The sequence below is a fragment of the Bacillus sp. SB49 genome (assembly GCF_000469135.2).
Lineage (GTDB): Bacteria > Bacillota > Bacilli > Bacillales > Halobacillaceae > Halobacillus.
The window spans coordinates 2,950,710-2,975,181 of the sequence record NZ_CP048117.1 but is presented as its reverse complement, the minus strand read 5'-3'; the positions used below and the strand labels follow the sequence as shown (position 1 = coordinate 2,975,181).

The 24,472-nt window shown below is 46.8% G+C and carries 24 protein-coding genes and 1 other annotated feature; of the genes, 21 read left to right on the top strand and 3 right to left on the bottom strand.

Annotation, left to right across the window (positions count from 1 at the left end; genetic code table 11):
* The first annotated feature begins 15 nt into the window (after positions 1–15).
* From uxaC to M662_RS15430, 21 genes are all read left to right on the top strand, one after another.
* Complete coding sequence (uxaC, locus tag M662_RS15530) at positions 16–1,413, top strand: glucuronate isomerase (RefSeq protein ID WP_026578108.1); 1,398 nt, start codon at positions 16–18, stop codon at positions 1,411–1,413.
* 14 nt (positions 1,414–1,427) lie between these two features.
* Positions 1,428–2,471: a mannonate dehydratase gene (locus M662_RS15525; RefSeq protein ID WP_026578109.1), complete on the top strand. Its 1,044-nt coding sequence runs from the start codon at positions 1,428–1,430 to the stop codon at positions 2,469–2,471.
* Entirely contained in the window at positions 2,471–3,313 is an 843-nt protein-coding gene (locus M662_RS15520; RefSeq protein ID WP_026578110.1) for an SDR family oxidoreductase, read from the top strand. Before M662_RS15525 ends, M662_RS15520 begins: the two co-directional genes overlap by 1 nt.
* A gap of 11 nt (positions 3,314–3,324) precedes the next feature.
* On the top strand, positions 3,325–3,957 hold the full coding sequence (locus M662_RS15515; protein ID WP_008633227.1) for a bifunctional 2-keto-4-hydroxyglutarate aldolase/2-keto-3-deoxy-6-phosphogluconate aldolase: 633 nt from the start codon (positions 3,325–3,327) through the stop codon (positions 3,955–3,957).
* Positions 3,954–4,955 (top strand): sugar kinase, encoded by a 1,002-nt coding sequence (locus M662_RS15510; RefSeq protein ID WP_026578111.1) that lies wholly within the window; start codon positions 3,954–3,956, stop codon positions 4,953–4,955. Before M662_RS15515 ends, M662_RS15510 begins: the two co-directional genes overlap by 4 nt.
* Positions 4,956–5,072: 117 nt before the next feature.
* On the top strand, positions 5,073–5,630 hold the full coding sequence (locus tag M662_RS15505) for a hypothetical protein (protein ID WP_026578112.1): 558 nt from the start codon (positions 5,073–5,075) through the stop codon (positions 5,628–5,630).
* Positions 5,631–5,789: 159 nt separating this feature from the next.
* On the top strand, positions 5,790–6,041 hold the full coding sequence (locus M662_RS15500) for a hypothetical protein (protein ID WP_235601495.1): 252 nt from the start codon (positions 5,790–5,792) through the stop codon (positions 6,039–6,041).
* A gap of 11 nt (positions 6,042–6,052) precedes the next feature.
* The gene (locus M662_RS15495; protein WP_008633219.1) at positions 6,053–6,511 is read left to right on the top strand and encodes a DUF1648 domain-containing protein; all 459 of its coding nucleotides are present in this window, start codon (positions 6,053–6,055) and stop codon (positions 6,509–6,511) included.
* Between the two features lie 268 nt (positions 6,512–6,779).
* Positions 6,780–7,307: a GrpB family protein gene (locus M662_RS15490; protein WP_026578114.1), complete on the top strand. Its 528-nt coding sequence runs from the start codon at positions 6,780–6,782 to the stop codon at positions 7,305–7,307.
* 136 nt (positions 7,308–7,443) lie between these two features.
* Positions 7,444–8,070 (top strand): TetR/AcrR family transcriptional regulator, encoded by a 627-nt coding sequence (locus tag M662_RS15485; protein ID WP_026578115.1) that lies wholly within the window; start codon positions 7,444–7,446, stop codon positions 8,068–8,070.
* A gap of 2 nt (positions 8,071–8,072) precedes the next feature.
* A complete protein-coding gene (locus M662_RS15480) occupies positions 8,073–9,554 on the top strand; it encodes a DHA2 family efflux MFS transporter permease subunit (protein WP_008633206.1) in 1,482 nt (493 codons plus the stop codon).
* A 117-nt stretch (positions 9,555–9,671) separates the two neighbouring features.
* A complete protein-coding gene (locus M662_RS15475; protein ID WP_026578116.1) occupies positions 9,672–10,400 on the top strand; it encodes a ZIP family metal transporter in 729 nt (242 codons plus the stop codon).
* Positions 10,401–10,433: 33 nt separating this feature from the next.
* Positions 10,434–12,068 (top strand): spore germination protein, encoded by a 1,635-nt coding sequence (locus tag M662_RS15470; protein ID WP_051348918.1) that lies wholly within the window; start codon positions 10,434–10,436, stop codon positions 12,066–12,068.
* Positions 12,069–12,083: 15 nt separating this feature from the next.
* On the top strand, positions 12,084–13,178 hold the full coding sequence (locus tag M662_RS15465; RefSeq protein WP_008633199.1) for a GerAB/ArcD/ProY family transporter: 1,095 nt from the start codon (positions 12,084–12,086) through the stop codon (positions 13,176–13,178).
* 1 nt (position 13,179) lies between these two features.
* Positions 13,180–14,310, top strand: coding sequence for a Ger(x)C family spore germination protein (locus M662_RS15460; protein WP_008633188.1), 1,131 nt, complete (start codon positions 13,180–13,182; stop codon positions 14,308–14,310).
* 137 nt (positions 14,311–14,447) lie between these two features.
* Complete coding sequence (locus M662_RS15455) at positions 14,448–15,812, top strand: hypothetical protein (RefSeq protein WP_026578117.1); 1,365 nt, start codon at positions 14,448–14,450, stop codon at positions 15,810–15,812.
* Between the two features lie 238 nt (positions 15,813–16,050).
* Positions 16,051–16,212: a hypothetical protein gene (locus M662_RS15450; protein WP_161484912.1), complete on the top strand. Its 162-nt coding sequence runs from the start codon at positions 16,051–16,053 to the stop codon at positions 16,210–16,212.
* 123 nt (positions 16,213–16,335) lie between these two features.
* Complete coding sequence (locus tag M662_RS15445; RefSeq protein ID WP_051348919.1) at positions 16,336–17,910, top strand: sensor domain-containing diguanylate cyclase; 1,575 nt, start codon at positions 16,336–16,338, stop codon at positions 17,908–17,910.
* A gap of 79 nt (positions 17,911–17,989) precedes the next feature.
* Positions 17,990–18,919, top strand: coding sequence for an aldo/keto reductase (locus tag M662_RS15440; RefSeq protein ID WP_008633184.1), 930 nt, complete (start codon positions 17,990–17,992; stop codon positions 18,917–18,919).
* 57 nt (positions 18,920–18,976) lie between these two features.
* Positions 18,977–19,588 carry a pyroglutamyl-peptidase I gene (gene pcp, locus M662_RS15435; RefSeq protein ID WP_026578118.1) on the top strand — a complete coding sequence of 204 codons (612 nt, stop codon included), beginning with the start codon at positions 18,977–18,979 and terminating at the stop codon, positions 19,586–19,588.
* A gap of 363 nt (positions 19,589–19,951) precedes the next feature.
* Positions 19,952–21,382, top strand: a complete 1,431-nt coding sequence (locus tag M662_RS15430; RefSeq protein WP_051348920.1) for a peptide MFS transporter — start codon at positions 19,952–19,954, stop codon at positions 21,380–21,382.
* A 37-nt stretch (positions 21,383–21,419) separates the two neighbouring features.
* On the opposite strand, the gene M662_RS15425 is transcribed toward M662_RS15430, so the two are convergent.
* The 3 genes from M662_RS15425 to M662_RS15415 all read right to left on the bottom strand — a co-directional run bounded on the left by M662_RS15425 (position 21,420) and on the right by M662_RS15415 (position 24,011).
* Positions 21,420–21,926, bottom strand: coding sequence for a DoxX family protein (locus tag M662_RS15425; protein WP_008638675.1), 507 nt, complete (start codon positions 21,924–21,926; stop codon positions 21,420–21,422).
* Positions 21,927–22,138: 212 nt separating this feature from the next.
* Positions 22,139–22,339, bottom strand: coding sequence for a hypothetical protein (locus tag M662_RS15420; protein ID WP_008638683.1), 201 nt, complete (start codon positions 22,337–22,339; stop codon positions 22,139–22,141).
* Positions 22,340–22,667: 328 nt separating this feature from the next.
* Complete coding sequence (locus M662_RS15415) at positions 22,668–24,011, bottom strand: sodium-dependent transporter (RefSeq protein ID WP_008638687.1); 1,344 nt, start codon at positions 24,009–24,011, stop codon at positions 22,668–22,670.
* A gap of 101 nt (positions 24,012–24,112) precedes the next feature.
* Positions 24,113–24,326: a binding site (T-box leader), on the bottom strand.
* Between the last annotated feature and the right edge of the window lie 146 nt (positions 24,327–24,472).

The following is a 24,472-nucleotide window of genomic DNA, read 5'->3' as shown; positions in this document are numbered from 1 at the left end:
AGGAGGGGATTGGATATGCCGCAATTATTGACTGATGACTTTCTACTGACCACCGCTTATGCGAAAGAGTTATACCATGATTATGCCAGGGACATGCCGATCATCGATTTTCATAATCACCTTCCTCCACAGGAAGTAGCGGATGACAGCAGCTTTGAGACCATTACGGATGTCTGGTTGTCCGGAGACCATTACAAATGGAGGTTGATGCGGGCAAACGGGATAAAGGAGCACTTCATAACAGGGAACGCATCCAAGAAAGAGAAATTTGATGCTTGGGCAGAAACAGTGCCGAATACATTAGGAAATCCTCTCTTCCAATGGACGCAGATGGAATTAAAAAACTACTTTGGCATTCATGACTTCCTCTCACCGGAGACGGCCGACGACATATGGGAAAGAACCAATGCCGCATTGAAAGAAAAGAGTATGTCGGTTCGAAGCCTTTTGGCAAAGGATCGAGTGGAATTTCTCGGTACGACCGATGACCCGACCGATGATTTATCTGCTCATCAATGGATAGCAAAGGAACAGTTGGATGTGAAAGTCGCTCCTTCCTTCCGTCCGGATCAAGCACTTAATATCGCTGGTGCCGGGTTTATCAGCTGGACAGAGAAACTAGGAGAAGTAGTGGATGAAAACCTTAATACTTATAAAGACTTCCTTACTGCTCTCTCCAACAGGATAGAGTATTTCGATCAGCACGGATGCCGTGCATCGGATCATGGACTGAACCGGATGTTCTATGAAGAGAGTACAGAAGCAGAGGTCGAAAGGATTTATCAGAAGCGCTTGAATGGTGGCGTTTTGACGGATCTGGAAGTAGAAAAATACCAAACAAGGACGCTTCTTCATTTAGCTTCGGACTATTCCAAGCGGGGCTGGGTGATGCAGTTACATATCGGTCCGCTTCGGAATAATAATACAAAAATGCTTGAAGCTATCGGCAGGGATTCCGGATACGACTCTATCGGGGATGCTCCTTTGGCGGATGCCCTGTCAAGGTTCCTTGATTCTCTGGAATATGAGGATACCCTTCCGAAAACCGTCCTCTTCGGTCTGAACCCAAGAGATAACTATATCCTGGCAACGATGGCTGGAAACTTTCAGGATGGAAGCATCCCGGGGAAAGTCCAGTTCGGTACGGCCTGGTGGTTTAATGACCATATTGATGGAATGGAAGATCAGATGAAGATTCTTGCGAATGTCGGACTGATAAGGCACTTCATCGGCATGCTGACAGATTCCCGTTCGTTCTTGTCCTTTTCCAGGCATGAGTATTTCCGGAGGATTCTTTGTAACCTGCTCGGGCGATGGATGGAGGAAGGAAGAGTGCCTGCAGATTCGAAATGGCTGGGAAGCTATGTGCAGGATATATCCTATTACAACGCAAAGCGCTACTTTAATTTATAGAGAGGAGTGATCTGATGGAAATGAGCTTTCGCTGGTACAACCACGAGGATCCGGTGACGTTGGAGAACATTAAACAAATCCCCCGGATGGAAGGCATTGTTACCGCTATTTATGATATCCCTGCAGGAGAAATATGGCCATATGAGCGGATAATGGATTTGAAGGAAGTCATAGAACAAGCTGGACTTAAATGGAATGTGGTAGAGAGTGTACCCGTTCATGAAGATATCAAGCTGGGCCGTCCTGCAAGGGATCGTTATATAAAGAATTATCAACAAACGCTGAGGAATTTGAAGAAAGCCGGCATCCATACCATCTGCTATAATTTCATGCCGGTTTTTGACTGGACACGGACGAATTTACATGAAAGCCTCCCGGACGGATCCACTTCTTTAGCCTATTCCGAAGAAGAGGCGCGCTCCATTGATCCTCTGAGTGGGGAATTGGTTCTTCCGGGCTGGGATCTTTCCTATCAAACTTCTGAACTTGAATCTATCATGGAAGCCTATCGTGGTATGGAAGAAAGCCAACTGATGAATCATCTGATCTACTTCCTGGAGGAAATCATTCCTGTAGCGGAAGAAGAGAACCTTTGTATGGCTATCCATCCGGATGATCCACCATGGTCGATATTCGGTTTACCGCGCATCATCACAAATGAGGAGAATATCACCTATTTATTACAGAAAGTGAACAGTCCTTCTAACGGCATCACCTTCTGCACGGGATCTTATGGAGCGGATCGAAACAATAATCTATTTGATATTTTGGAAGCAGCCAAAGGCCGTATCCATTTCGTTCATGCGAGAAACGTGAAGTGGACCGGGGAGAAGTCTTTCCAGGAAACCTCTCATTCAATTCATGATGGTTCTCTTCCTATGGTTGATGTCATGAAAAAATTAGTAAACGACGGTTTTGTGGGTCCGATTCGACCCGATCACGGACGCATGATTTGGGGAGAAGAAGGCCGGCCTGGCTATGGATTGTTTGACCGTGCACTGGGGGCCTCTTACCTGAACGGCATTCTTGATACAATCGCAAGAATGGAGGAAGAATGATGCATCTGCCATTTCAAGTTGATTTAACGGATAAAGTAGCAGTGGTAACAGGGGGAAGCGGTGTTCTTGGAGCGATTATGAGTCAATCCCTCGCTGAGTGCGGAGCAAAGGTTGCCATTCTTGCACGTAATAAAGAAAAGATTACAAAGACGGTGGAACAGATTCAAAAGTCCGGAGGAGAAGCAAAGGGTTTCAGTGTTGACGTTTTAAATAAAGGCGAGTTACAAGAAATAAGGGACGAAATTTTCAAGGAATGGGGAAGCGTCGACATTTTGATAAACGGCGCAGGTGGAAATCATACCAAAGCAACGACGAGTCAGGAATATTTAGATATGAGTGATTCTGACGCTCAGACATTCTTTGATTTGGACACCGAGGCTGTCGATGATCTGTTCCGGTTGAACTTCTCGGGTACACTGATTCCGACACAAGTATTCGCCGAGGGCATGGTGGAGCGTGATGGCGCGACCATCATAAATATATCATCCATGAACGCTTTCACTCCTCTCACGAAAATACCTGCCTACAGCGGGGCAAAAGCAGCGATCAGTAACTTTACGCAATGGCTTTCCGTTCATTTTTCTAAAGTGGGGATCCGCGTGAATGCGATAGCCCCTGGATTTTTTCTTACGGACCAAAACAGAGACCTGTTAATAGATACAACGGGCGATTACACGTCGCGGGCAGATAAAATCATATCCCAAACCCCAATGGATCGTTTTGGAGAGCCGGAAGAACTGATCGGGACGTTACTGTGGCTTGTGGATCGCCACTCATCCAGCTTTGTCAACGGAGTAGTTGTACCGATTGATGGTGGTTTTTCAGCATATTCTGGAGTCTAGGAGGAACGGACATGCGTAAATATGAAATATACAAAGAATTGATAGATCAAAAATTAACGGTGGTAATCAGAGGGGATAGCTATGAAGAAGCAGTGCATACAGCGGAAGCATGCGTGCGTGGCGGCATCCAAAGCCTTGAGATTACCTTTACAATCCCTCAAGCGGATGAAGTCATCCGGCATTTTGCCGATCGGGACGACGTACTCGTCGGGGCTGGTTCGGTTCTGGATGCGGAAACAGCGAAATTGGCCATCCATGCAGGTGCACGCTTCGTGGTAGGGCCGAATTTCAATAAAGAAACTTCTATTCTCTGCAATCGTTATCAAATCCCTTACATACCAGGTTGTATGACGGTGAATGAAACAGTGGCTGCCCTTGAATCTGGTGCTTCCATTGTCAAGCTGTTTCCTGGGCAGGCCTTCTCGCCATCCCATATCAAGGCGGTTAAAGGTCCAATTCCTCAAGTGGAAGTTATGCCGACTGGTGGAGTAAGCTTGGATAACGTTCAAGAGTGGCTGAAAGCTGGCGCTATTATGGTTGGAATAGGCGGGGATATCACCAAGCCCGGCAGCATCGGTGATTATGAAGCGGTGACAGAAAGAGCGAAAGCTTATGTCCAAGCAGTAAAGGAGTGCGTCGTGTGACGAAAATCGTTACGTTAGGGGAAGTACTGCTTCGGTTGAATGCTCCATCTTATGAACGCTTGAAAGAAACCGGTATGTTTGAACGGTTTATCGGCGGAGCGGAAGTGAATGTGTCCGTTGCTCTTTCCCAATTTGGCCATGAAGTGTCACTGGTCTCTGCTCTCCCTCCAAACGATGTCGGGGAGAATGCGCTTGCTTTTCTAAGGAAGAATCAAGTGGATGTGAGCAAAGTGAAGTCGGTGGAGGGGAGAATGGGGATCTATTTTGTAGAAGAAGGCTATGGTTCCCGTCCCTCCAAGGTTACGTATGACCGCTCTTATTCTTCCTTTACCAATCTGACTGTGGAGGATTTTGATTGGGAGGAAATCTTTGAGGGGTGTTCTCTATTCTATGTATCGGGCATTACACCTGCACTCAGTCCTGTCGCAAAAACTATCACCCTGGAAGCATGTAAAGAGGCTGAGCGAAATGGGATAACGGTATGCTTTGACTGCAACTATAGAAGTAAATTGTGGAGTCAGTCAGAAGCGAAGGAGGCCTTTGAAGAAATCTTTCCTTATGTCGATATCTGTTTTGCAGGGATGAAGGATTTTGAATACACGCTGGGTTATGGAGATAGTCCTTCCTTTGACAGGGAGCGGCTTAGGTACTATTACGAGAAAGCTTCCGAAAGATATGGTATCAGCGTATTTGCCTGCACAGACAGACATGTGATGGATGGACAGCAGCATCGTTTGCAGGGATTTCTGTACAAAGACGGATCCTTGCACGAAACATCTCCGCATACGTTCAAGGTCCTCGATCGTATCGGTGGCGGCGATAGTTTTGCGTCCGGCGTTATCCACGGTAATCTGAAGAATTACGATAACCAGGAAATCTTAGAATTCGGTTTAGGAGCCAGCATATTGAAGCATACCGTGAAAGGGGACCACTTTTCTTTTACGGAAGCGGATGTAACCGATCTGGTGCAAAGCCAAACAGTGGATGTGGCGAGGTAGTAAGAAAAAGATACGTGTCCTATTCAGGACACGTATCTTTTTCTTTGACATCTTCCTGACTCATATCCTTTGTAAGATGAACCTGTAACACAAATATTGTTTACAGGAGGATACCAAATGAAAAACGTATTATCGAAGAAAGCCATCACAGGAGCGCTTGCGCTGGCCATCGCGATTCCGGGTGTTGCCTTTGCTGCCACGTCGGATTCCGAGTCCGGAGAGTCTGCGTTTGAAACCGAAGTCCGCGAGCTTCTTCAGCAGTTTAAGAGTGGGGACATCACCGAAGATGAAGCAGTTGATCAGCTGAAGGAGCAGGGATTCCATCGGGGCGGGCACGGCTTTGAGGCGCTGGATGAAGAGACGAAAGCGAAAGTCGACGCCATCCGCGATCAGGTGGAAGCAGGTGAGATGACGGAAGAGGAAGCGAGAGATCAGATGGAAGCGCTCGGCCTGAAAGGTCCCCATCACGGAAAAGGTGGATTCATGGAGAACTTAACCGATGAGCAGAAGCAGGTGATGGAGGAGGTACGCGATCAAGTGGAAGCCGGCACGATGACGAAAGAGGAGGCAGACGCCCGTTTGGAAGAAGCGGGAATAGACCTGCCAGACCGCCCGGATATGCAGGATGGAACGGATCCTGATGAAACGGAAGTCTCCCAGACGACAGCCTTGTGAACGCAGCTTGGAAGACCTTCTCGAAAAGAGAGGGTCTTTTTTCTATATACCAAATCCATAATGGGACAGGGCATTGGATCATAGCGTAACTATTGATGAATGTCATATATTTTGCAATAATTGGAAGTAGCTAATGAGAAAGGGGTGTGAAAGGAAGAGATGAAACGAACCATGGCACGGATATCCATCTGTTTATTTGCTCTCAGCCTTATCCTGTATATTGTCATGCTGCTTGGGAACGACGCTTACCTTCTTATCAGTGTCGTACTTGCGGTCTTCGGATTGATTGCAGGAGTGTTTTCTGAGAAGGGGCTCTACAAGCGCATCGGTTTGATCGGGAACGGGGCCTTGGTGATAGTAACGATCGTTATCCCCCTTATTGTCACAACCTTCTTTTGGAACACGCCGTGAAAAAGGAGATCATGATACAGCGGTCTATCCCTTTGTTGACAGCCGCAGCTCTCCTTTTCCACAGCGTCCAGCTGGGTGTTCATCTGCCGGATCTGCCGAGGAACATCCCCATCCACTTCACCAATACTGTTCCCGATCAATGGGGGTCCAAGTACTTCCTGTTCCTTCTTCCGGTCATCGGCATCCTCAGCTGGCGGTTGATCGGTCTGTTAAAACGCCGGCCGGAGAAGCTGAATTACATCAATCTAACCGAGAAAAACAAAAAGATACAATACGAACGGGCCGTTCTCTTCCTCGTCGTAATTCAAAATACGATTCTTCTCATTGTTCTGTCCGCAAATCAGGATTTCCTGATGCAGGCGGCAGGAAGAGAGGTTTCTTTCTACTTTTATACGGCCATCGGTTTAATGGCTGCTCTGTTCTTTGTCTGCATGTATCAATTGTTCTGGGCTGCATTATTACGGGAATGAACTTATACGTCGTCCCTTTCTTCATAAGGGGCTTTCCGGTGAGTCTCTATGTCAGGAAGGGTGCTCCGGTTGTTCCGACCTTCGTAAACGTCGTCAAGCGGCGTGTAAGCCTCGCCTTCGGAAACTTTTTTCTTCGTCAGCTTTCGGATGAAGCTGATGAGCAGCAAAACGGCCATCAGGATTATAAGGACAGTAGCGATAGAACATTCCTCCTTTATCTATTATATACTGTAACAAAAGGGTAGCAGCGGTGGAAAGGGGAGAGACCTTGCGTAACGTAGAAGTCACCAGTTACAACGAAGCATGGCCGGCAATGTTCGAAAAAGAAGCGGATTCGCTCCGGAAGATTTTCGGGGAAGTGGTCCCGGCTATTCATCATATTGGCAGCACGGCAGTACCTGGTCTGCATGCGAAGCCGGTCATTGATATCCTACCGGTCGTAACCGACATTTCCGTTGTCGATACATACGAAGAGAAAATGGCGGCCCATGGTTATGAAGCAAAAGGGGAAAACGGGATCGCCGGCCGGCGCTTCTTTCAAAAGGGCGGGGACGACCGGACCCACCATGTCCACGTGTTTCCGAAGGGCAGCAGCGAAATCGTCCGCCATCTCGCTTTTCGTGATTATTTACGCGCGCACAAGCGGGCGAGAGAAAAATACGGGCGCTTGAAAGCGGAGCTTGCCGTCAGGTTCCCCGAGGATATTGATGCCTATATTGCAGGAAAGAACAACGTTGTTAAAGAGATAGAAAAGCAAGCAATGATTTGGTATCGAACGAAGGCCGGGAGACGGTGATCTCCCGGCTTATTTTTTTGAAAATAAAAAATGTGACACCGTGTCACTTTTTAGTTGACTATTCGAATCAAGGGGAGTAATATACATACTATCAGTTGGATGTGACACCGTGTCACATTGTGGGGGAAAGCATACTATGCCGAAACAAACATTCTTCAATTTACCAGAAGAGAAGCAGGAAGCGCTGATGAAGGCAGCGCGTGCCGAGTTTTCTAGAGCACCGCTTCACGATTCTTCGATTTCCAACATCATTAAAGGATGCGGAGTATCCAGAGGCAGTTTTTATCAGTATTTCGAGGATAAAGAGGACGTGTTCTTCTATCTGTTGAAACAGCACTCGAAAGAGAGGCAGGCTTTGTTCATTTCTTATCTGCAGCAGACAGAAGGGAACATATTCGAAGCGATGACGAATTTGTTCCACCAGACGCTGGATGAGTTTGAAGAGGAAGAGAACCGCTTGTTCTTCAAGCACGTGTTTCTAAACATGAATCACAAAGTGCAGAATACGTTTACGAATGGGGAAACAAGGGATCGATTCCTTACTTACTTGAATGATATCCGGCAGTATATCGATGAGAGTCTGCTGGATGTAAGAAATGAAGAAGAATTGTACCATGCGATCCATCTCGTTCGTGTGGTGATGTTCAATAATATGATCCGGCATTTTGCGAAAGGTTTATCAAAAGAGAAAGCGATGGAGCAGTTTGCGATCGAGCTCAGGCTTCTGAAGCGCGGCTTGTCCATCAGGAATGAGGAGGAATAAGTATGGCTGAACAAACACAGCAAGTAGAGAAACAGCCGATCAACCGCATAGCGATCGTATCGGTACTGTTAGTCAGTGCGTTTGTGGCAATATTAAATCAGACGTTGTTGAACACGGCGCTGCCGAATATTATGGAAACATTGAATGTTACCGCTAATACATCCCAGTGGTTGATGACGGGATTCATGCTCGTCAACGGGGTAATGATTCCGATCACTGCCTTTTTAATAGGAAAGTTCACGACGAGACGCTTGTTCTTTACAGCGATGACGCTGTTTACGATTGGTACCGTCGTAGCGGCAGCTGCACCTAACTTCTCGGTGCTGCTTATCGGCCGTTTGATTCAGGCGAGCGGTGCCGGTATTATGATGCCGCTCATGCAGACGGTTATGTTGATGATTTTCCCAGTCGAGAAGCGGGGGACGGTCATGGGGATGGCGGGACTTGTCATCGCCTTCGGTCCGGCAATCGGGCCGACATTGTCCGGGTATCTCGTCGAAGAATATTCCTGGAGAACACCGTTTCTCATTATTATTCCGATTGCCATCGGAGCCATCATCTTCGGTGCCTTTGCGCTTAAGAACGTAACGGAACAGACGAACCCGACGATCGATGTGCTGTCCATTATCCTGTCTACCTTCGGATTCGGCGGACTGCTTTACGGATTCAGCAGCGCCGGTAATGACGGCTGGTCCAGTCCGAACGTGTATATTACGTTGATTATCGGTGTCGTCGCCCTTGCGTCGTTCATCATCCGTCAGTTCCGTTTGGAAACACCGATCCTAGAGTTCCGTGTGTTCGGTAACAAAATTTACGCCCTTGCCGCTGTCATCACGATGATCGTCATGATGTCCATGCTCGGTGCAGAATTGCTCCTGCCGATCTACATGCAGACGATGCGCGGATTCACAGCACTTGAATCTGGTCTGATGCTGCTTCCGGGAGCGCTCGTCATGGGAATCATGTCTCCCATCACCGGAAGGATTTTTGATAAGATCGGAGCACGCTGGCTGGCGATTACCGGACTTACCATCATCGCATCAATGACGTACGTCTTCTCCAACTTGACGGCGGACACGAGTTACAGCTTCATCGTGACAATCTATGCGATCCGCATGATGGGTGTCGCAATGGTTATGATGCCGGTATCTACAGCAGGGTTGAACCAGTTGTCTAAAGAGTGGATCCCGCATGGTACAGCGATGAACAACACGCTTCGTACCATCGCAGGTTCCATCGGTACGGCACTGCTTGTAACAGTGATGACGAATGCGTCCAAAGACTATACGCCGTCTGCTGGTGAACAGCCGCAGAACATTATGTCCAATGCCCTTATCCACGGCATTGATGTAGCGTTCCTTGTCGCAACCATCATTGCGATAGTCGGGCTACTGTTGTCCTTCTTCATCAAAGGAAAGCCGAAGAAAGAAAAGAAAGTGCCTGCTGCGGAAACGAAGGCAGAGCCAGCCTTGCAGACAAACTAACCAGAAACGAAATCCTCTCACAACCGTGAGGGGATTTTTTTGTTTATGCCGGCCCACATAGCCTGCCTTTTTTAACACACACTAGAAGAATATAACGGAATTAGAAAGGTGAGGGCTATGTGGACAGCAGCGTTCTGGGGAGGAGTCGCAGGATCGGCGGTATTTATCGGCTCGCTAGTCGGCCTCTTTTTCACCATGAAGAAGAGTTGGATCGGGGCCATCATGGCATTCGGTACCGGCGTTTTGATCGGTGCTGCTTCGTTTGAACTCCTGCTTGATTCGATTCATGAAGGAGGACTAAAAACAACGACGCTTGGATTTCTCGGCGGAGCCCTGCTGTTTACGATCGTTGAATTTGTCCTTGCAAGAAAAGGCGGGAAAGAGCGTAAGCGTTCCCGTGAGAATCCTCAAGGATCCTCCGGGATGGCGATCTTCTTCGGTACGATCATCGATGCCATTCCAGAGTCCGTCATCATCGGCGTCAGTCTGCTCGAAGGAGGCGGAGTGAGCTGGCTCCTCGTCATCGCCATCTTCATCAGTAATTTTCCAGAGGGCCTCTCTTCCAGCGTCGGATTGAAAAAGGATGGTTACTCTAATCGGAAGATCCTGTTTTTATGGGGGGTCGTCCTCGTGTTATCTGCGCTTAGTTCCCTGACCGGTTATGTTTTTCTTGAAGGTGCCTCGGACGGGCTGATCGCCTTCATCGGAGCGTTCGCGGCCGGAGGGGTCATTGCGATGGTGACGGCTGCCATGATGCCGGAAGCGTATGAGGAAGGCGGCGCTGCCGTCGGTTTTATCGCCTCGGTCGGTTTATTGTGTTCCTTGATTCTCACGCACTTTCAGTAAGAATAGCCAAACTATTAGTAAGGAGGGAATACCATGGAATCTGTGTTAGCGTTCCTTACAAGGACGGATGTGTATGTAGGTATCGTTGTCTTGATTCTGTTTCCGGTTTTTGCGACGAAAGCGGCCCATGGTATTGTCGACTTGCGGCGAAAGGCACGAGGGACTAGGACAACGTACGAGAAAGAACAGGAGAGAGAACCAATTGGAGACCTTCTTAAAGAGAATAAAAAGAAAATAGATGACCGGATCGGGATGAATGCAGACATTACAACACGTAACTTCAAGCTAGGGGAAGACGGCCCATCTAGTGCCCTTATCCATATCGACGGTCTTGTGAACGTGGAGGAAATCAATAATTTTGTTTTGAAACCGCTGATGTCAGATGGTGCAGGTAAGCGGAAGCATTGGAGAAAAGATGCGTTGAAGCAGCATCTGATTGACCACGTGATCAGTGTAGCCGGGATTAAAGAAGTGGAAGATATCGAGAGCGGCATCAAGGGAGTCATGACCGGGTCGGCGTTGTTGCTTGTGGACGGGGTGGAGGTCGGGATTGTTCTTGATGTGAAAGGGTGGAAGTCAAGAGCGATTGAAGAGCCGCCCACAGAAGCGCTTGTCCGCGGGCCTCGTATCGGGTTTATCGAAAACATTCGTGACAATACCTCTATCCTGAGGAGACTAACGAATGACCCGAACTTGACTATCCTTAATTTTGAAATAGGCGATCGATCAAAAAAGGATTTGGCTATTGTCTATATTAAAGATATTGCCAATGAAGAGCTGCTTCAGGAAGTCATCCAGCGGGTGAAGAATATCGACATCGATGATGCACTTGAATCGGGTTACATTGAGCAGCTGATTGAAGATAATTATTTATCCATCTTTCCACAGGTGCAGGCGACGGAGCGCCCGGATCGGGTGATGGGAGGTTTACTGGAAGGACGGATCTCTATTCTTCTTGACGGAACACCGTACGCGTTAATCGTGCCGGCGACGTTCGCTATGATGATACAGTCTCCGGAGGATTATTATGAGCGCTGGATTCCAATGTCCCTGATTCGGATGCTGAGATATTTTGCTGCTATCTTAAGCATTTTTCTGCCGTCGTTTTATGTCGCCTTCATTTCCTTTCATCAAGGAATGATTCCGACAGAGCTCGCTCTTGCCATTGCCAGCACGCGGATAGGGGTCCCTTTTCCGACGATCATTGAAGCGCTCTTAATGGAACTTGCTATCGAAATGCTGAGAGAAGCGGGCCTGCGCCTTCCGCGTCCGGTGGGGCAGACGATCGGGCTTGTCGGTGCCATCATCATCGGGGAAGCGGCCGTTCAGGCGGGACTCGTCAGCCCCATTATGGTCATCGTTGTTGCCACGACCGCGATTGCCTCCTTTGTTTCGCCTCAATACGGGATGGGAGTCGCACTTCGGGTGCTGCGCTTTGTTGCCATGTTCTTTGCTGCCTTTCTAGGTTTATATGGGATCATTTTGTTTTTCCTGCTTCTATGTATTCACGTCGTCAAACTGCGGAGCTTCGGTGTACCGTACGTTACACCGGCAACGATTTACAATTGGAGCGATTTGAAAGATTTCATCTTCCGACTGCCCCTGTTCGTTATGAAACAAAGACCGAAGGAGTTTTTTCCAAAAGAGCGGACGCGCCGGAAGTTTTAAAAGGAGTACGGGTCTATGAATACAGGTTCAGATAAATTAACGACACCTCAGACTATTGCGCTGCTCGGCTCGATGCTTGTTGCTGTCGGTATTTTCACGCTGCCCCGGGCATTGGCGGAGAAAGTGAATACGCCGGATGTGTGGATACCGATCTTGATTGGTGGAGGTATTACTCTGGGCGCCGGATTTTTGATCATTGTCCTCAGTCTGCGTTTTCCAGAAAAGCATTTCTTTCAGTACAATCAAATCATTACGGGCAGGTTCATCGGAACACTCATCAGTCTTTTATTTATTTCCTATACGATTACTCTGGCTGCTTATGAAATCCGTGCGATGGCGGAGCTTACTCAATTTTACCTACTCGAGGATACGCCGCTTTCTGTCATTATGATCAGCATGCTGCTTGTCGGTATTTATTTGTCGGTCGGAGGAATCAATCCCATTGCGCGGATGTTCGAGTTTCTCTATCCTGTATCCATTTTCTTCTTTCTTATGATCATCTTGCTCGGTCTGAAGATATTCCATATCGACAACTTACGCCCTGTTCTCGGACAGGGAATCGGTCCTGTTCTGGAAGGTATATCCCCGACGCTGTTGACGTTCAGCGGTGTGGAATTCATGCTCGTTTGGATTGCTCTCATGAAGATGCCGAAGAAAGCGTTCCAGGTCGTCGGCTGGGGTGTCGGCGTGACGGTTCTTCTTTATTTAGTCACGGTCGTCGTCGTTGTCGGTGCGCTGTCTATCGATCGAACAAAAATCGATACATGGCCCACGTTCTCTTTAATTCAGCAGTACGAATATACAGGGGTGTTCTTCGAGCGATTCGACGCCGTCTTTCTGGTCGTCTGGTTGATTCAAATCTTTGCGACGTATATCGCCTGTCACTATATAGCCGCAACCGGCCTGGCATTCACATTTAAAACCAAATATAAGAAGGTTTGCTATCTTCTGCTCCCGGTCGTTTATTTGATTGCGCTGATTCCGGAAGATTATAATCAGATGGCTGTGATGGGGGATTACATCGGCTATTCGAGCATTGTTTTCTCGATGGCTATTCCAGCTTTACTTTTGGGGATTGCTGTTATCAGAAAGCAGAAGGGAAGCGGATGAGATGAAGACCACCTATCGTCTTTTGTCTATACTTCTAGCTTTCATTGTGCTGGCTGGGTGCTGGGATAACAAAGATATTGAAGAGCTGTCATTCATTCTTGGAGCTGCTTTCGATAAATCCGAAGATGAAGAGAATCCGATTGAATACACCGGCCAACTGGCAACTTTACAAAATGAAAACGTCGGTCCTTCCAATTTGCCGCCCTTTCATAATTTCACGTTAACAGGAGATTCCATACACGAGATTATCCGTGAATTAGCCATGGAAGAACCGAATCCTTTATATACAAACCATCTAAAGGTCATCATCCTGCAGGAAAACCTGCTTGAGGATTACCCGATGTCATCGATTCTTAACCAAGTGACGAGGGATAACGTTTCCAGGATGAGTCCGCGGATGTTCCTGACCAGGGAGTCGGGGAAAGAGGTATTGTCTGTGGAAGGGAATGCAGATATACCAAGTACTTATCTAAGGGAATTGACGAACAACCATACGCGGACGACCGGGCTTCTTCCTTCGGTCCGTCTTGGTGATGCCGTCACTTACTTGTCAACAAAATCCAGTTTCCTAATGCCGAATGTAGAACTTGTGAACAGTGATATCAAGCTGAATGGAGCAGGTATTATTAAAGGAAAGACACAGAAGTACGCAGGCCATCTCGATCAGTCGGATGTGGAAGGTGTGAATTGGATTAAAGGACAGGCAACCGGCGGGGTTGTAAAGATGAAAAATGACGATGGGGTCGTCACCGTGTACGAGCTTCAGACGTTGGATACGAAGGTAATACCTAAATGGAGCGGTGGAACACTCTCCTTCCAGGTGAACGTTACCTCATCCGGTTGGATCACCGAAGATTGGTCGCAGGAAGGAGACTCTTTCGAATCTGCCCAGCTTGAAAAAGTAGAAAAGGAGACCTCTAAAGAAGTGACCAGGATGATGGAAGATGTGATGAAGAAGCTTCAGGAGGAATACGCAGCGGATGTTGTCGGTTTCCACGAACGTTTCCGGATTGCCTATCCGAAAGAATGGGAACGGGTAAAAGGAGAATGGGATGAGCTGTTCGCAGAAGCGGATGTCACGTTCGATGTAGATATTACTGTAACTGGATTCGGTTCAGAGGGGACGAAGTAGGTCGGTGCATATAGACACCGGCCTTTTTCTGCTGCTATTCGTCAACAAACGAGCCGTCAGCATTGAAATAATTTCCACGAATGTTTAGTATGAGGGCATTAATGACTTTAGCAAGCCATCCAGTTAGGAGATGTACTATGCCGCAGCTAACCAACTACTTGTATCTATTCTATTCATTTGTCTTCCTTTTGAATATCATCCACGTATTCTGGCAGAATGCCGTACTTTACACAGGAATCGGTATCCTTGCGATCATCATGATTGCCATCAGCTTTCCACGTGCTGATAAGGTTTTCAAGGTTCTTGGTACCGTTCTGATTGCTGCCGGTACCTTTTTCTACTTTTCAAGCGATGCAGGCCTTCGGGATATTCCGGATGCTTTCGCAGGAAATATCAGCCTTCTGTTCCTCGTCTCCATGCTTCCTTGGATGAACAGCGCCGTGAAGGCAGGTCGCTACAATACACTGTTGAAGTCTTTGATTGGAAACAAAGACCGTCGTCTCAGTAAGCTTTACGGACGCAGTGAGCTGACAATGGTGTCGCTTGCTGCTTTCCTGAACTTATCCTCTGCGACCGTTTCCCAGGATTTGTTGAAAGAAAAGTTGAAAAATGTCCCTGCAAACGTACGTAATAATTTTGTAGCGATGGTGACGTTGAGGGGTTATTCTCTCGCCCTGTTATGGAGTCCGCTTGAGATTCTATTGGCAACCGCTATTTTCATAACAGGAGCCAATTATCTGGCAGTCCTGCCGTGGATGATCGCGATTTCTATTATAGGGATCCTGCTCGACTCGGCGTTTGCGAGGTTCTTGTTCCGGAACGAATCCTTACCGGAAGAAGATACGGCCAAGAACATTCCGATGGATAAAAAGAAATTCTTTCAGTTCATAGCCGCCCTGGCCCTGTTTCTAGGAGTCGTCGTTTTCCTAGGCAATGTCATCCAACTCGATTTCCTGTTCTCTGTGACGATTTCCATCTTTCCTTTCGCGTTTTTATGGGCAGTGGTGATCCATAGAAGAAGGAGTTTCTTCCACATCGGATGGCCGACGTGGAAGTGGAATACGAACAGGCTCGACAATTTTATCGTTCTGCTTGTTACGCTGTCCTTTTTAACAGAGACGCTGACGGCATCGCCTTACCTGCAATACATACAGGATCCGATCATTGCTTTGGAAGGCCGGCCGATTTTGATTATGTTCTTCATTCAGGCGGCATTCCTGTTCATCACACTGCTTGGTGTTCACCCGATTGCAACGATGGGGATCTTCGGTGGAATAAGCGGACTCCTGCTGGGAGCGTTCCCTCCGGTCACGCTCGTCATTCTCCTCTCCAGCTGTGCCATCGCGACCGTCCCGTCTGCACCTTATGGACTTATTGTCACGATCACATCCGTCGCCTTGAAGCGGAATCCATATCAGATTGTGCTTCGGAATCTGCCCTATACGATCGGTCTCGGCTTTGTCGGGATAGGAGTTTCCCTGCTGTCCATGCTTTTCTATTAATTTTTTTACAGAAATTACTAGTTTAGCAGCTGGAGATTTTGGATACATTGGTAGATAGGAACCAATCAATGTGCTGTTTCATTACCGTATCAGTTGCAAATTTCGCTGTTTTTCAACATAATCTTAACAGAGGCAAAACATAGATAACCCTCGGCGAAGAGACAGACAGGTTTTCTGAGAAATTCTAAGATGAGTGTCCGTACGTCATTGGTGAATAATTAGAAAGAGGGGAAACAAAATGAGGGAAGATATGATCCGTGTGTTGGACCAAAGGGATTTTCTGGTGAAGGAAAACAAGAGGCTCCAGGAACAGTTGGAGCATGAACGCCTGAAAGTGTCCGTGTTGAAAAGGGAACTAGAGAAAGAAGAAAAGAGAACGCTCGTACCAAGCGGTGCGTGAATATAGAGTAATGCCGGACCATCCTACCTGGTCCGGTTTTTTCTTTTCTAAAGATTCTACTGGATTCGACACGCGCGCTGTGAGATTATAATGGAAAGCCGTACATACAGGGAGGGGTTTTCCATGCAGGAACTATTGATCTATATCTGCCTATATCTTCTGCCCGCAGGAATGATGTTCCATTTAGCTCTCGATGTATGGGGGAGGAACCGGAGAAGCACCGAACATATCCTTCTCGGAAGCTACATTTTCTTATACGGAACATTGTTCTTCTTCGAATTCATCCGCAACCAGGTCGATATTTCCTACAGTCCATTCATCACCACTTACCTGTTCGGAAACGCAGGTCTGCTTCTATTATCGCTATCTCTTCATTTTATCTTCAAAGTTACCCACCTTTATAAACGAATGGCTGCTTATTTGTATCCTTGGATCTTTTACGTCCCTGCCGTCCCGGTGCTTCTGACCCTGCTGCTGCAGACGAATCTGACGAATAGTGCGGCATTTGAACACGTCGGTTTGTTCCACTACCCTGAGTACAATACGGAATACCTGATGACGATGACCATCGGGAACGTCTTTCACTTCGGTATTGTACTCCTGCTCGTGTACCTCTATAAAACAGCCAGGGTACCTGTTCAAAAACGTGTATTGAAAACGTTGATGATCGTAGCCGGACTTGTTCTTATCTGGGATGTCATCTTCGGCTATTTGGAGATCCGAGGCTTCCTGCCGCCGTATCCATATATCTATGGCGGTATTATCTGGGCTTTTGCATTAAATATTGCCATGAAAAAGTTCGATTTCCTTGCTTCATACAGTAGAAGATTCTCCATCTTATATGATCTAAATCCCTCGTCCATCCTTTTAATAGATAGAAAGGGAAGGATCGACAGTGCGAATCCGGCGACGAACAAACTGCTCCGCTATGTAAAACTTACCGGACACAATCTGACCGATTCCCTTGCTGAATCCTTCAAGGAGGCGACAATGTCCGCCTTGGATGAGGCTTTTGAGACGGGAGGGAAATTCTCCGGACTCGAATCTAAAATCGTCACGGCCGATGGCCGGGAACGATTCGTTCTTATCGACGGTGATTTCCTGCTGATCGACCAGCGTATCTATCTGATGCTTATCATACGGGATATCCATATGATGAAAGAAGCCCGATCTACCGCCGAGTTTCTCGCCTACCATGATCCGCTCACAAAACTCCCGAACCGCCGCCGATTTTATGAGAAAGCAGAGGGAGCGCTCGTAGGGAAAGAAAATATGGCCCTTCTCGTATTCGATCTGGACGGATTTAAAACCATTAATGATACTTACGGCCACCAAGTAGGCGATGATTTTCTCGTTCATATCGCCGACAGCCTGACAGAATTCATCCCACCAGACGGATTTGCTGCCCGCGTCGGCGGTGATGAATTTTACGGAATGATTCATTATGAAAATCGCGAAGAATTGGAGTCGAGAGTTACCTTCTTGACGAAAGAAATAAGACAGCGCGTCTTTCACTATGGAACCATAGACATTCCTGTACGCTTCAGTCTCGGCATCAGCTGCTTTCCGGAGCATGGAGATGAGTTGGAAGTGTTGATAGCGAAGGCGGACGAGGCGATGTACGTGGTTAAGCAGGAAAGACGAAATGGACACAGCTTCTGGTCGAGCCGGACGGGGGTTACAAGCCCCTCTAAATAGGACAGGTGCAGATGGTTTTTCATCGCTTTCTTCGTGGTACATAATAGGAGAGTAGTGATAATAAGGGAGATGAATAGTTATGGACAAATCTATCCGTTTAGGTAAATCTGACTTGCACATCAATCCGATCGGCCTTGGAACGAATGCTGTCGGCGGACATAACCTCTACCCGAACCTTGATGAAGAGCAGGGGAAGGATGTCGTCCGTACAGCGATTAACCAAGGGATGAACTTCCTTGATACAGCCTTCATTTATGGGCCGGAGCGTTCAGAAGAGCTTGTCGGGCAGGTCATGAAAGAATACAAGCGTGAAGACATCGTCCTTGCGACAAAAGGCGCCCACGAATTCAAAGGGGACGATGTGGTCATAAACAACCGGCCTGAATTTCTAAAACAAGCGGTCGAAGGAAGCTTGAAGCGTCTGGATACCGATTATATCGACCTCTTCTACATTCACTTCCCTGATGAAGATACACCGAAGGATGAAGCAGTCGGTATGTTGAAAGATTTGAAAGATCAAGGGAAAATCCGCTCGATCGGAGTTTCCAACTTCTCTGTCGAACAACTGAAAGAAGCCAATAAAGACGGCTATGTTGACGTCATTCAGGGTGAATACAACCTGTTTAAACGCGAAGCTGAAAAGGATATGCTGCCTTACACAGCAGACAACCAAATTTCCTTTGTGCCGTATTTCCCATTCGCATCCGGACTGCTTGCAGGTAAGTATGATGAAAATACGACATTCAATGACCTGCGTGCGAAGGATCCGCTTTTCCAGGGAGAAGCATTTAAACAGAACCTCGCCAAGGTTGAGCAGCTCCGCCCGATCGCTGAGCAGAAGGGTGTGGAAATTCCACATATTGTTCTCGCCTGGTATTTGAATCAGCCGTCCATCGACGCCGTTATACCTGGTGCAAAACGTGCATCCCAGGTCATTGATAACTTGAAGACGTTGGAAGTCTCCTTGACGGATGATGATATTTCCAAGATCGATCATATATTTTCATAACGTCAAGAACTCGGAACTCCCTTAACGGGGAGTTCTATTTTTTAGGGAGCTGATCTTTTGAAAAAACTATTACTAACAGGGTTTGAACCATTTCTCCATTTTCCAATCAATCCCACGCAGCAGATCGTGGAAGAACTTAAAGGAAGCGAGATGAATGGATATAGAATAGAAGGAGAAATCCTTCCTGTAGATTTTAACCGGTCAGGAAAGGAAATAAAGAAGCATATAGACCGCGTTCAACCGGATGCAGTTATTTCCCTCGGTTTGGCAGGAGGACGTGACAAAGTGACCCCGGAGCGAGTCGCTGTCAACTGGAATGAAAGCAGCGAGAAGGACAATGAGGGAAATACATCCGAAGGAGAAAAGATTTATTCTCAGGGTCCGGACGGAATCTTCTCCACGCTTCCAGTGAAAGAGATGGTTCAAGTCATAAAAAAGAACGGTTTTCCGTCGGAAATATCTAACACAGCAGGGACTTACTTATGTAACCATGTGATGTACCAGGTGCTCTATTATTTCCGACAACAGAATCGAAGTACACCATCAGGATTCATACATATTCCCGCGTCACATGAATTAGCCGTTCGACACGGAAATCTCCCGAGCTGGTCTCTGGAAGACTTGGCAGCAGCGGTAAAAGCTGCGATTGAAGTAGTAACTTATGATTAATCTGACTTTTTCGACGTCCTTTTCCTTATTCATGAGGAAAAGGACGTTTTTTGTATGGACCGTGTCCCTATTGGGAATACAGCTGACACGATCCATCATTTCCCGGGAAATGTAGAGATGTGGACTTTGGATAAGAGGAAACGCGTAAAAAGGATAACTGTTTCGTGTTTCGAAAAATTCCAATGAAAAAATTATGGAGGAATCTACCTTTTTGTGTGTTTATAACAATTGATATATCAACATCCCGCTATTATTATCTAAAAACTTTTAATTATAGTAAAATAAAGACTTTTTCATTTATTACTTACATATGTCGAATTTTGATTTATAATGAAATTTCTAAAAACTAACACACTTTTACAAATGGAGGGAATAATAGTGCAGGCAACTATTGATAACGCACCGAAACAAGGTAATGGAAAACATCCGCCTGGTTTATTCCTGCTCTTCATTACGGAAATGTGGGAACGCTACAGTTATTACGGCATTCGTTCCTTCCTTGTTCTATACTTGACGGCTGAGCTGGTAAGCGGCGGTCTTGGAATGAGTGACAGCCAAGCGCTTGTTCTTTATGGTAACTATATCGGTCTCGTTTACTTGACTCCGATGATCGGCGGCTGGCTGACGGACAAGTTCATGGGATTGCGGACAGGGATCACCATTGGTGGTATTACAATGGCCCTTGGTGACTTTACGCTGTTCCTCGTGCAAGAGCAATGGGGATTATACTTAGGATTGCTTCTATTAATTATAGGTAACGGTTTCTTTAAACCGAATATTTCCACCCTCGTGGGTGAGCTCTATGATAAGAATGATTCAAGGAAAGACTCTGCATTCACCATCTTCTATATGGGAATCAATCTTGGTGCTTTCTTCTCACCATTGATTGCGGGTCTCCTTTATCAGGATATTTTTTACTCCACCGTAAATGGAGTAGAGCACTTCGGTTTCAAATTCGCATTCCTTGCATCTTCTCTCGGTATGATCATCGGTCAGGTTCTTTTTAATGCACTTTCTAAGAAATACTTGGGTGATATCGGTACGAAGCCTGCCCGTACGAAGGCGGCTCCCGTAAAGAAAGAGAAGGCGAAGCCGCTTACGAAACAAGAGAAACAGCGGACGTTGGTCATATTGATTCTCGCTGTGTTTGTCATCATGTTCTGGGTAGGATTCGAACAGGCAGGTGCATCGTTCACGTTATACACACGAGATTTCATCGACCGTACCATTTTCGGTTATGAAATTCCTGTATCCTGGTTCCAGTCTTTGAACCCGCTGTTCATCCTGCTGTTTGCTCCAGTCGTGTCAGCTATATGGTTGAAACTGACGAAAACGAAGCGTGGGGATTTCAGTGTACCGACAAAAATGGCGTTCGGCCTCATTCTGTTAGGACTTGGTTTCATGGTCTTGATCCCTGCAGTAATGGCCACAGGCAGTGATCCGGATAATGTAACGATGAAAGTAAGCGCTGGCTTCATGGTGATCACATACCTGCTTCATACGATAGGAGAGCTTTGTCTGTCACCAATCGGCTTGTCGATGGTTACGAAAATGTCCCCTGTCAAGTTCGCCTCTGTGTTAATGGGCGTATGGTTCTTAAGTAACGCAGCATCCAACAAGCTTGCCGGTGTCGTTGCATCATGGACGACAGAGGCAGGTTACCTGGAGATCTATGTTTATATCGGTCTGGCTGCCATCGTTCTCGGCTTCATTCTTCTCGCATTGACCAAGCAGATTCAGAAACTGATGAACTTGGAAGAGCTGGAGAAAGAAGATCAAATGAAAACAGCATAACGAAGAAAGGACTTCCAATTAAGGAAGTCCTTTTTTTTTACGTATGAGCAAGCACTCGTTTATGCCGCTTCTGTTCTGTTTTCTTCATCAAATATGGAAGCACCCAGCGGTCGAGGCCGTAACGTCCTGCGTTCGCACCTGCGACGAGGAGGAATATGGTTAATATCGCCATTTGCGGATTGGTGCTTGTCGTTCCGCTTAACAGGAAGCTGAAGTTCATCATGATTCCGCCAAGAGCGGCAAGGTTCGTAAATAAGCCGAGTATCAATGCCAGACCTACGAGAACTTCGCCCCACATGACGAGGAAGGCGAACAATTCGTGGTTTGGAAGTGCCACTTGTTCAAGAAATACGGCCCACCAGCTTTGGACAGCTGGATGCGCCCCTTCCGCTTTGCCGATCGCCCCTTGCAGAAACCCCTGAACTTCGAAGCCTCCTGTTAATTTTCCAATACCGGAAGTCAGCCACACATACCCAAGATACAACCGTACGAACGTCAACACACCAGCAGCAACCTTGTTATTCCGCAAAAGATCATTAATCATTTTTCTCACTCCTTTTAGTTTGTTCACCACTTCACATGATAATGGATAAGAGCTCTTCCTTACACTTACAGTATAAGCTGGAAAAGGATGGAGGGCTATAACTTTGTTCACCATTTCACAAATTGGACGATAACATATGTCTTTATCATGACTATTGCACGGTTCCTGTTTACTTTTATGAAAAGAAGCCTCCAAAGTATAGAGGCTTCTTTTCACACTGCTTGGTCCTTTCGTAAACGCAGGTGCTTCATCCCTTTGAAAATACGGAAAATGCTGTTAGCTGCAATCAGTGTTCCAATCGCCATATAGAAGACTTGGAAGCCATCGAGGGCATAAACCGTGACGATGAAAAAGGCCAGCACAAGGATGATTCCGTGAAAAATAGTATTGAAAAGCATGAATCGTTTAGTCACTCGTAATCACTCCGTTCCTTGGTTTTCTACCTCATGGTACCTCAATCACCTGGAAAATAAAAGAAGGGAGCTTTCATGATTTTATAAAAAAAGAACAGAGGGGGGTATCCCTCTGTTCATTCAACTTGGTGAAGTAATACATTTCATAGGTAGAGGAAGTGTTCAAAACGGGACGCCTTCCACGGGGCGGCAGGTGAGCGTCCTCATCGCTGCATTATTCCGCCGTTGGACGCTGCCTGTTTCTCTCCGCCCCTTGCCGTAATGGGGCTTCCATAATCACATCGAGGTAATTCGAGCTTACAACTCTTTTCTCAACCGGATAAGTTTTTTAGATAACTCCGATCACATCAAGCATAACGATGATGATTAGTAAGGGTGCGACATAGCGAAGCAGGATGAACCACACATTGAACAACCCTTTTTTCAGACTGCTGCCATGACTGAGTTCTTCATATAAAGCGCTTTTCTTCATTTTATTTGCGACAAACAGGGCAATCAACAGGGAACCAATCGGGAACAGGACGTTACTGACGGCGTAATCCATGTTGTCGAAGAACGTACGGCCGAACAGCGTATAGTCTGCGAGTAAGCCGTAGGAAAGTGTGGACGGCGTACCGACGATAAAGATCGCAAGTCCGATGATCCAGGCCCATTTTTTCCTTTTCCGAGTGTCTCCTTTTGATAGGACGGAAACGATGATCTCAAGCATCGAGAAGGCAGAGGTCAAAGCTGCGAATAGGAACAAAAGCAGGAATGCCCCGAAGAATACCATGCCGAAAGGAAGCTGGCTGAAGATCGTCGGGAGTACCTGGAATAGCAACACAGGCCCAGCATCCGGTTCAAGTCCGAAGGCGAAGACAGCAGGGAAAATAGCAAGCCCCGCCAACAATACGATGAAGATGTTCATTCCACCGATGGAAAAGGCCGCTCTAGGAAGACTTTCTGATTTTGGCAGGTAAGAGCTGTACGTCACCATGACGGACACGCCGACACTAAGAGTGAAGAAGGACTGCCCCATTGCTTCCAGAACGGTTTGTGATGTTACTTTGCTGAAATCCGGCTGCAGCAGGAACGTGATTCCTTCCATAGCTCCGTCGAGCGTCACAGCACGGATGACAAGCAGGATAAATAGTAAGAATAAGACCGGCATCATAATTTTACTGGCTTGCTCAATACCCTTTTGAACGCCTCGGGCTACTACTAGAATCGTAAGGATCATAAAGATAAACTGGACGAGCAGGCTGATTCCGGGATTGGAAATGGTGCTCCCGAAAACATCCGCGTAATCGGTTGAGGACAAATCATTGAGTTGGCCCGTGATGACTTTGTATAAATAAGCCACAATCCAGCCGCCGATGACACTATAGAAGGATAAAAGCAGGAATGAAGTAATCATTCCGAGAATACCTACCCAATGCCACTTCGTCCGGGGGGCGATTTCTTTATAGGATGCAATGGCGTCTTTCTGGGATGTACGTCCAATGGAGAATTCCGCCAGAAGCAGCGGAAGCCCGAGAAACAAAGTAAATAAGATGAAGAGAAGAAAGAATGCTCCTCCTCCATTTTGACCGGCAATATACGGGAATTTCCATATTGCACCCAGTCCGATAGCGGATCCTGCGGCTGCAAGAATGAAGCCGAGCTTGGATGTCCATTGCTCTTGTTGTTTCATAGTGACTAAGCTCCTTTTCCAATGAAATTGAAAGACTCTTTGGCGCAGAGAACCACTAAAGTCTTCCTCCGAAAAAACAATAAAAAATCGCCCCTACATGCCGTAGGGACGATTTTTTATCGCGGTACCACCCTGATTATGGAGACAAAAAATCCCCATCACTCAAACGTATAACGGTCGTCACCGTCTTCTGCCCGAAGGCAAAAAAAGCTCCAGAAATGAAATTCACGTACCTTTTGTGTGCCGGTTCCCACCAACCACCGGTTCTCTGTGACAGGGAAAAAGTCGCTACTGTATTTCTTTCAAAGCCGTTCTGCATGTTTATTGGTTGTTATCATTTTTATCATGCTTTCTATAAGGTTGTCAATCTATTTTGGAAATAGCGGAAGGCCGTATAGAAATAGTCCCTGTCAGAAGGGGTGTTTGCAAGTGGAAGTGGGAAAATTTAAATAAACAAAGGG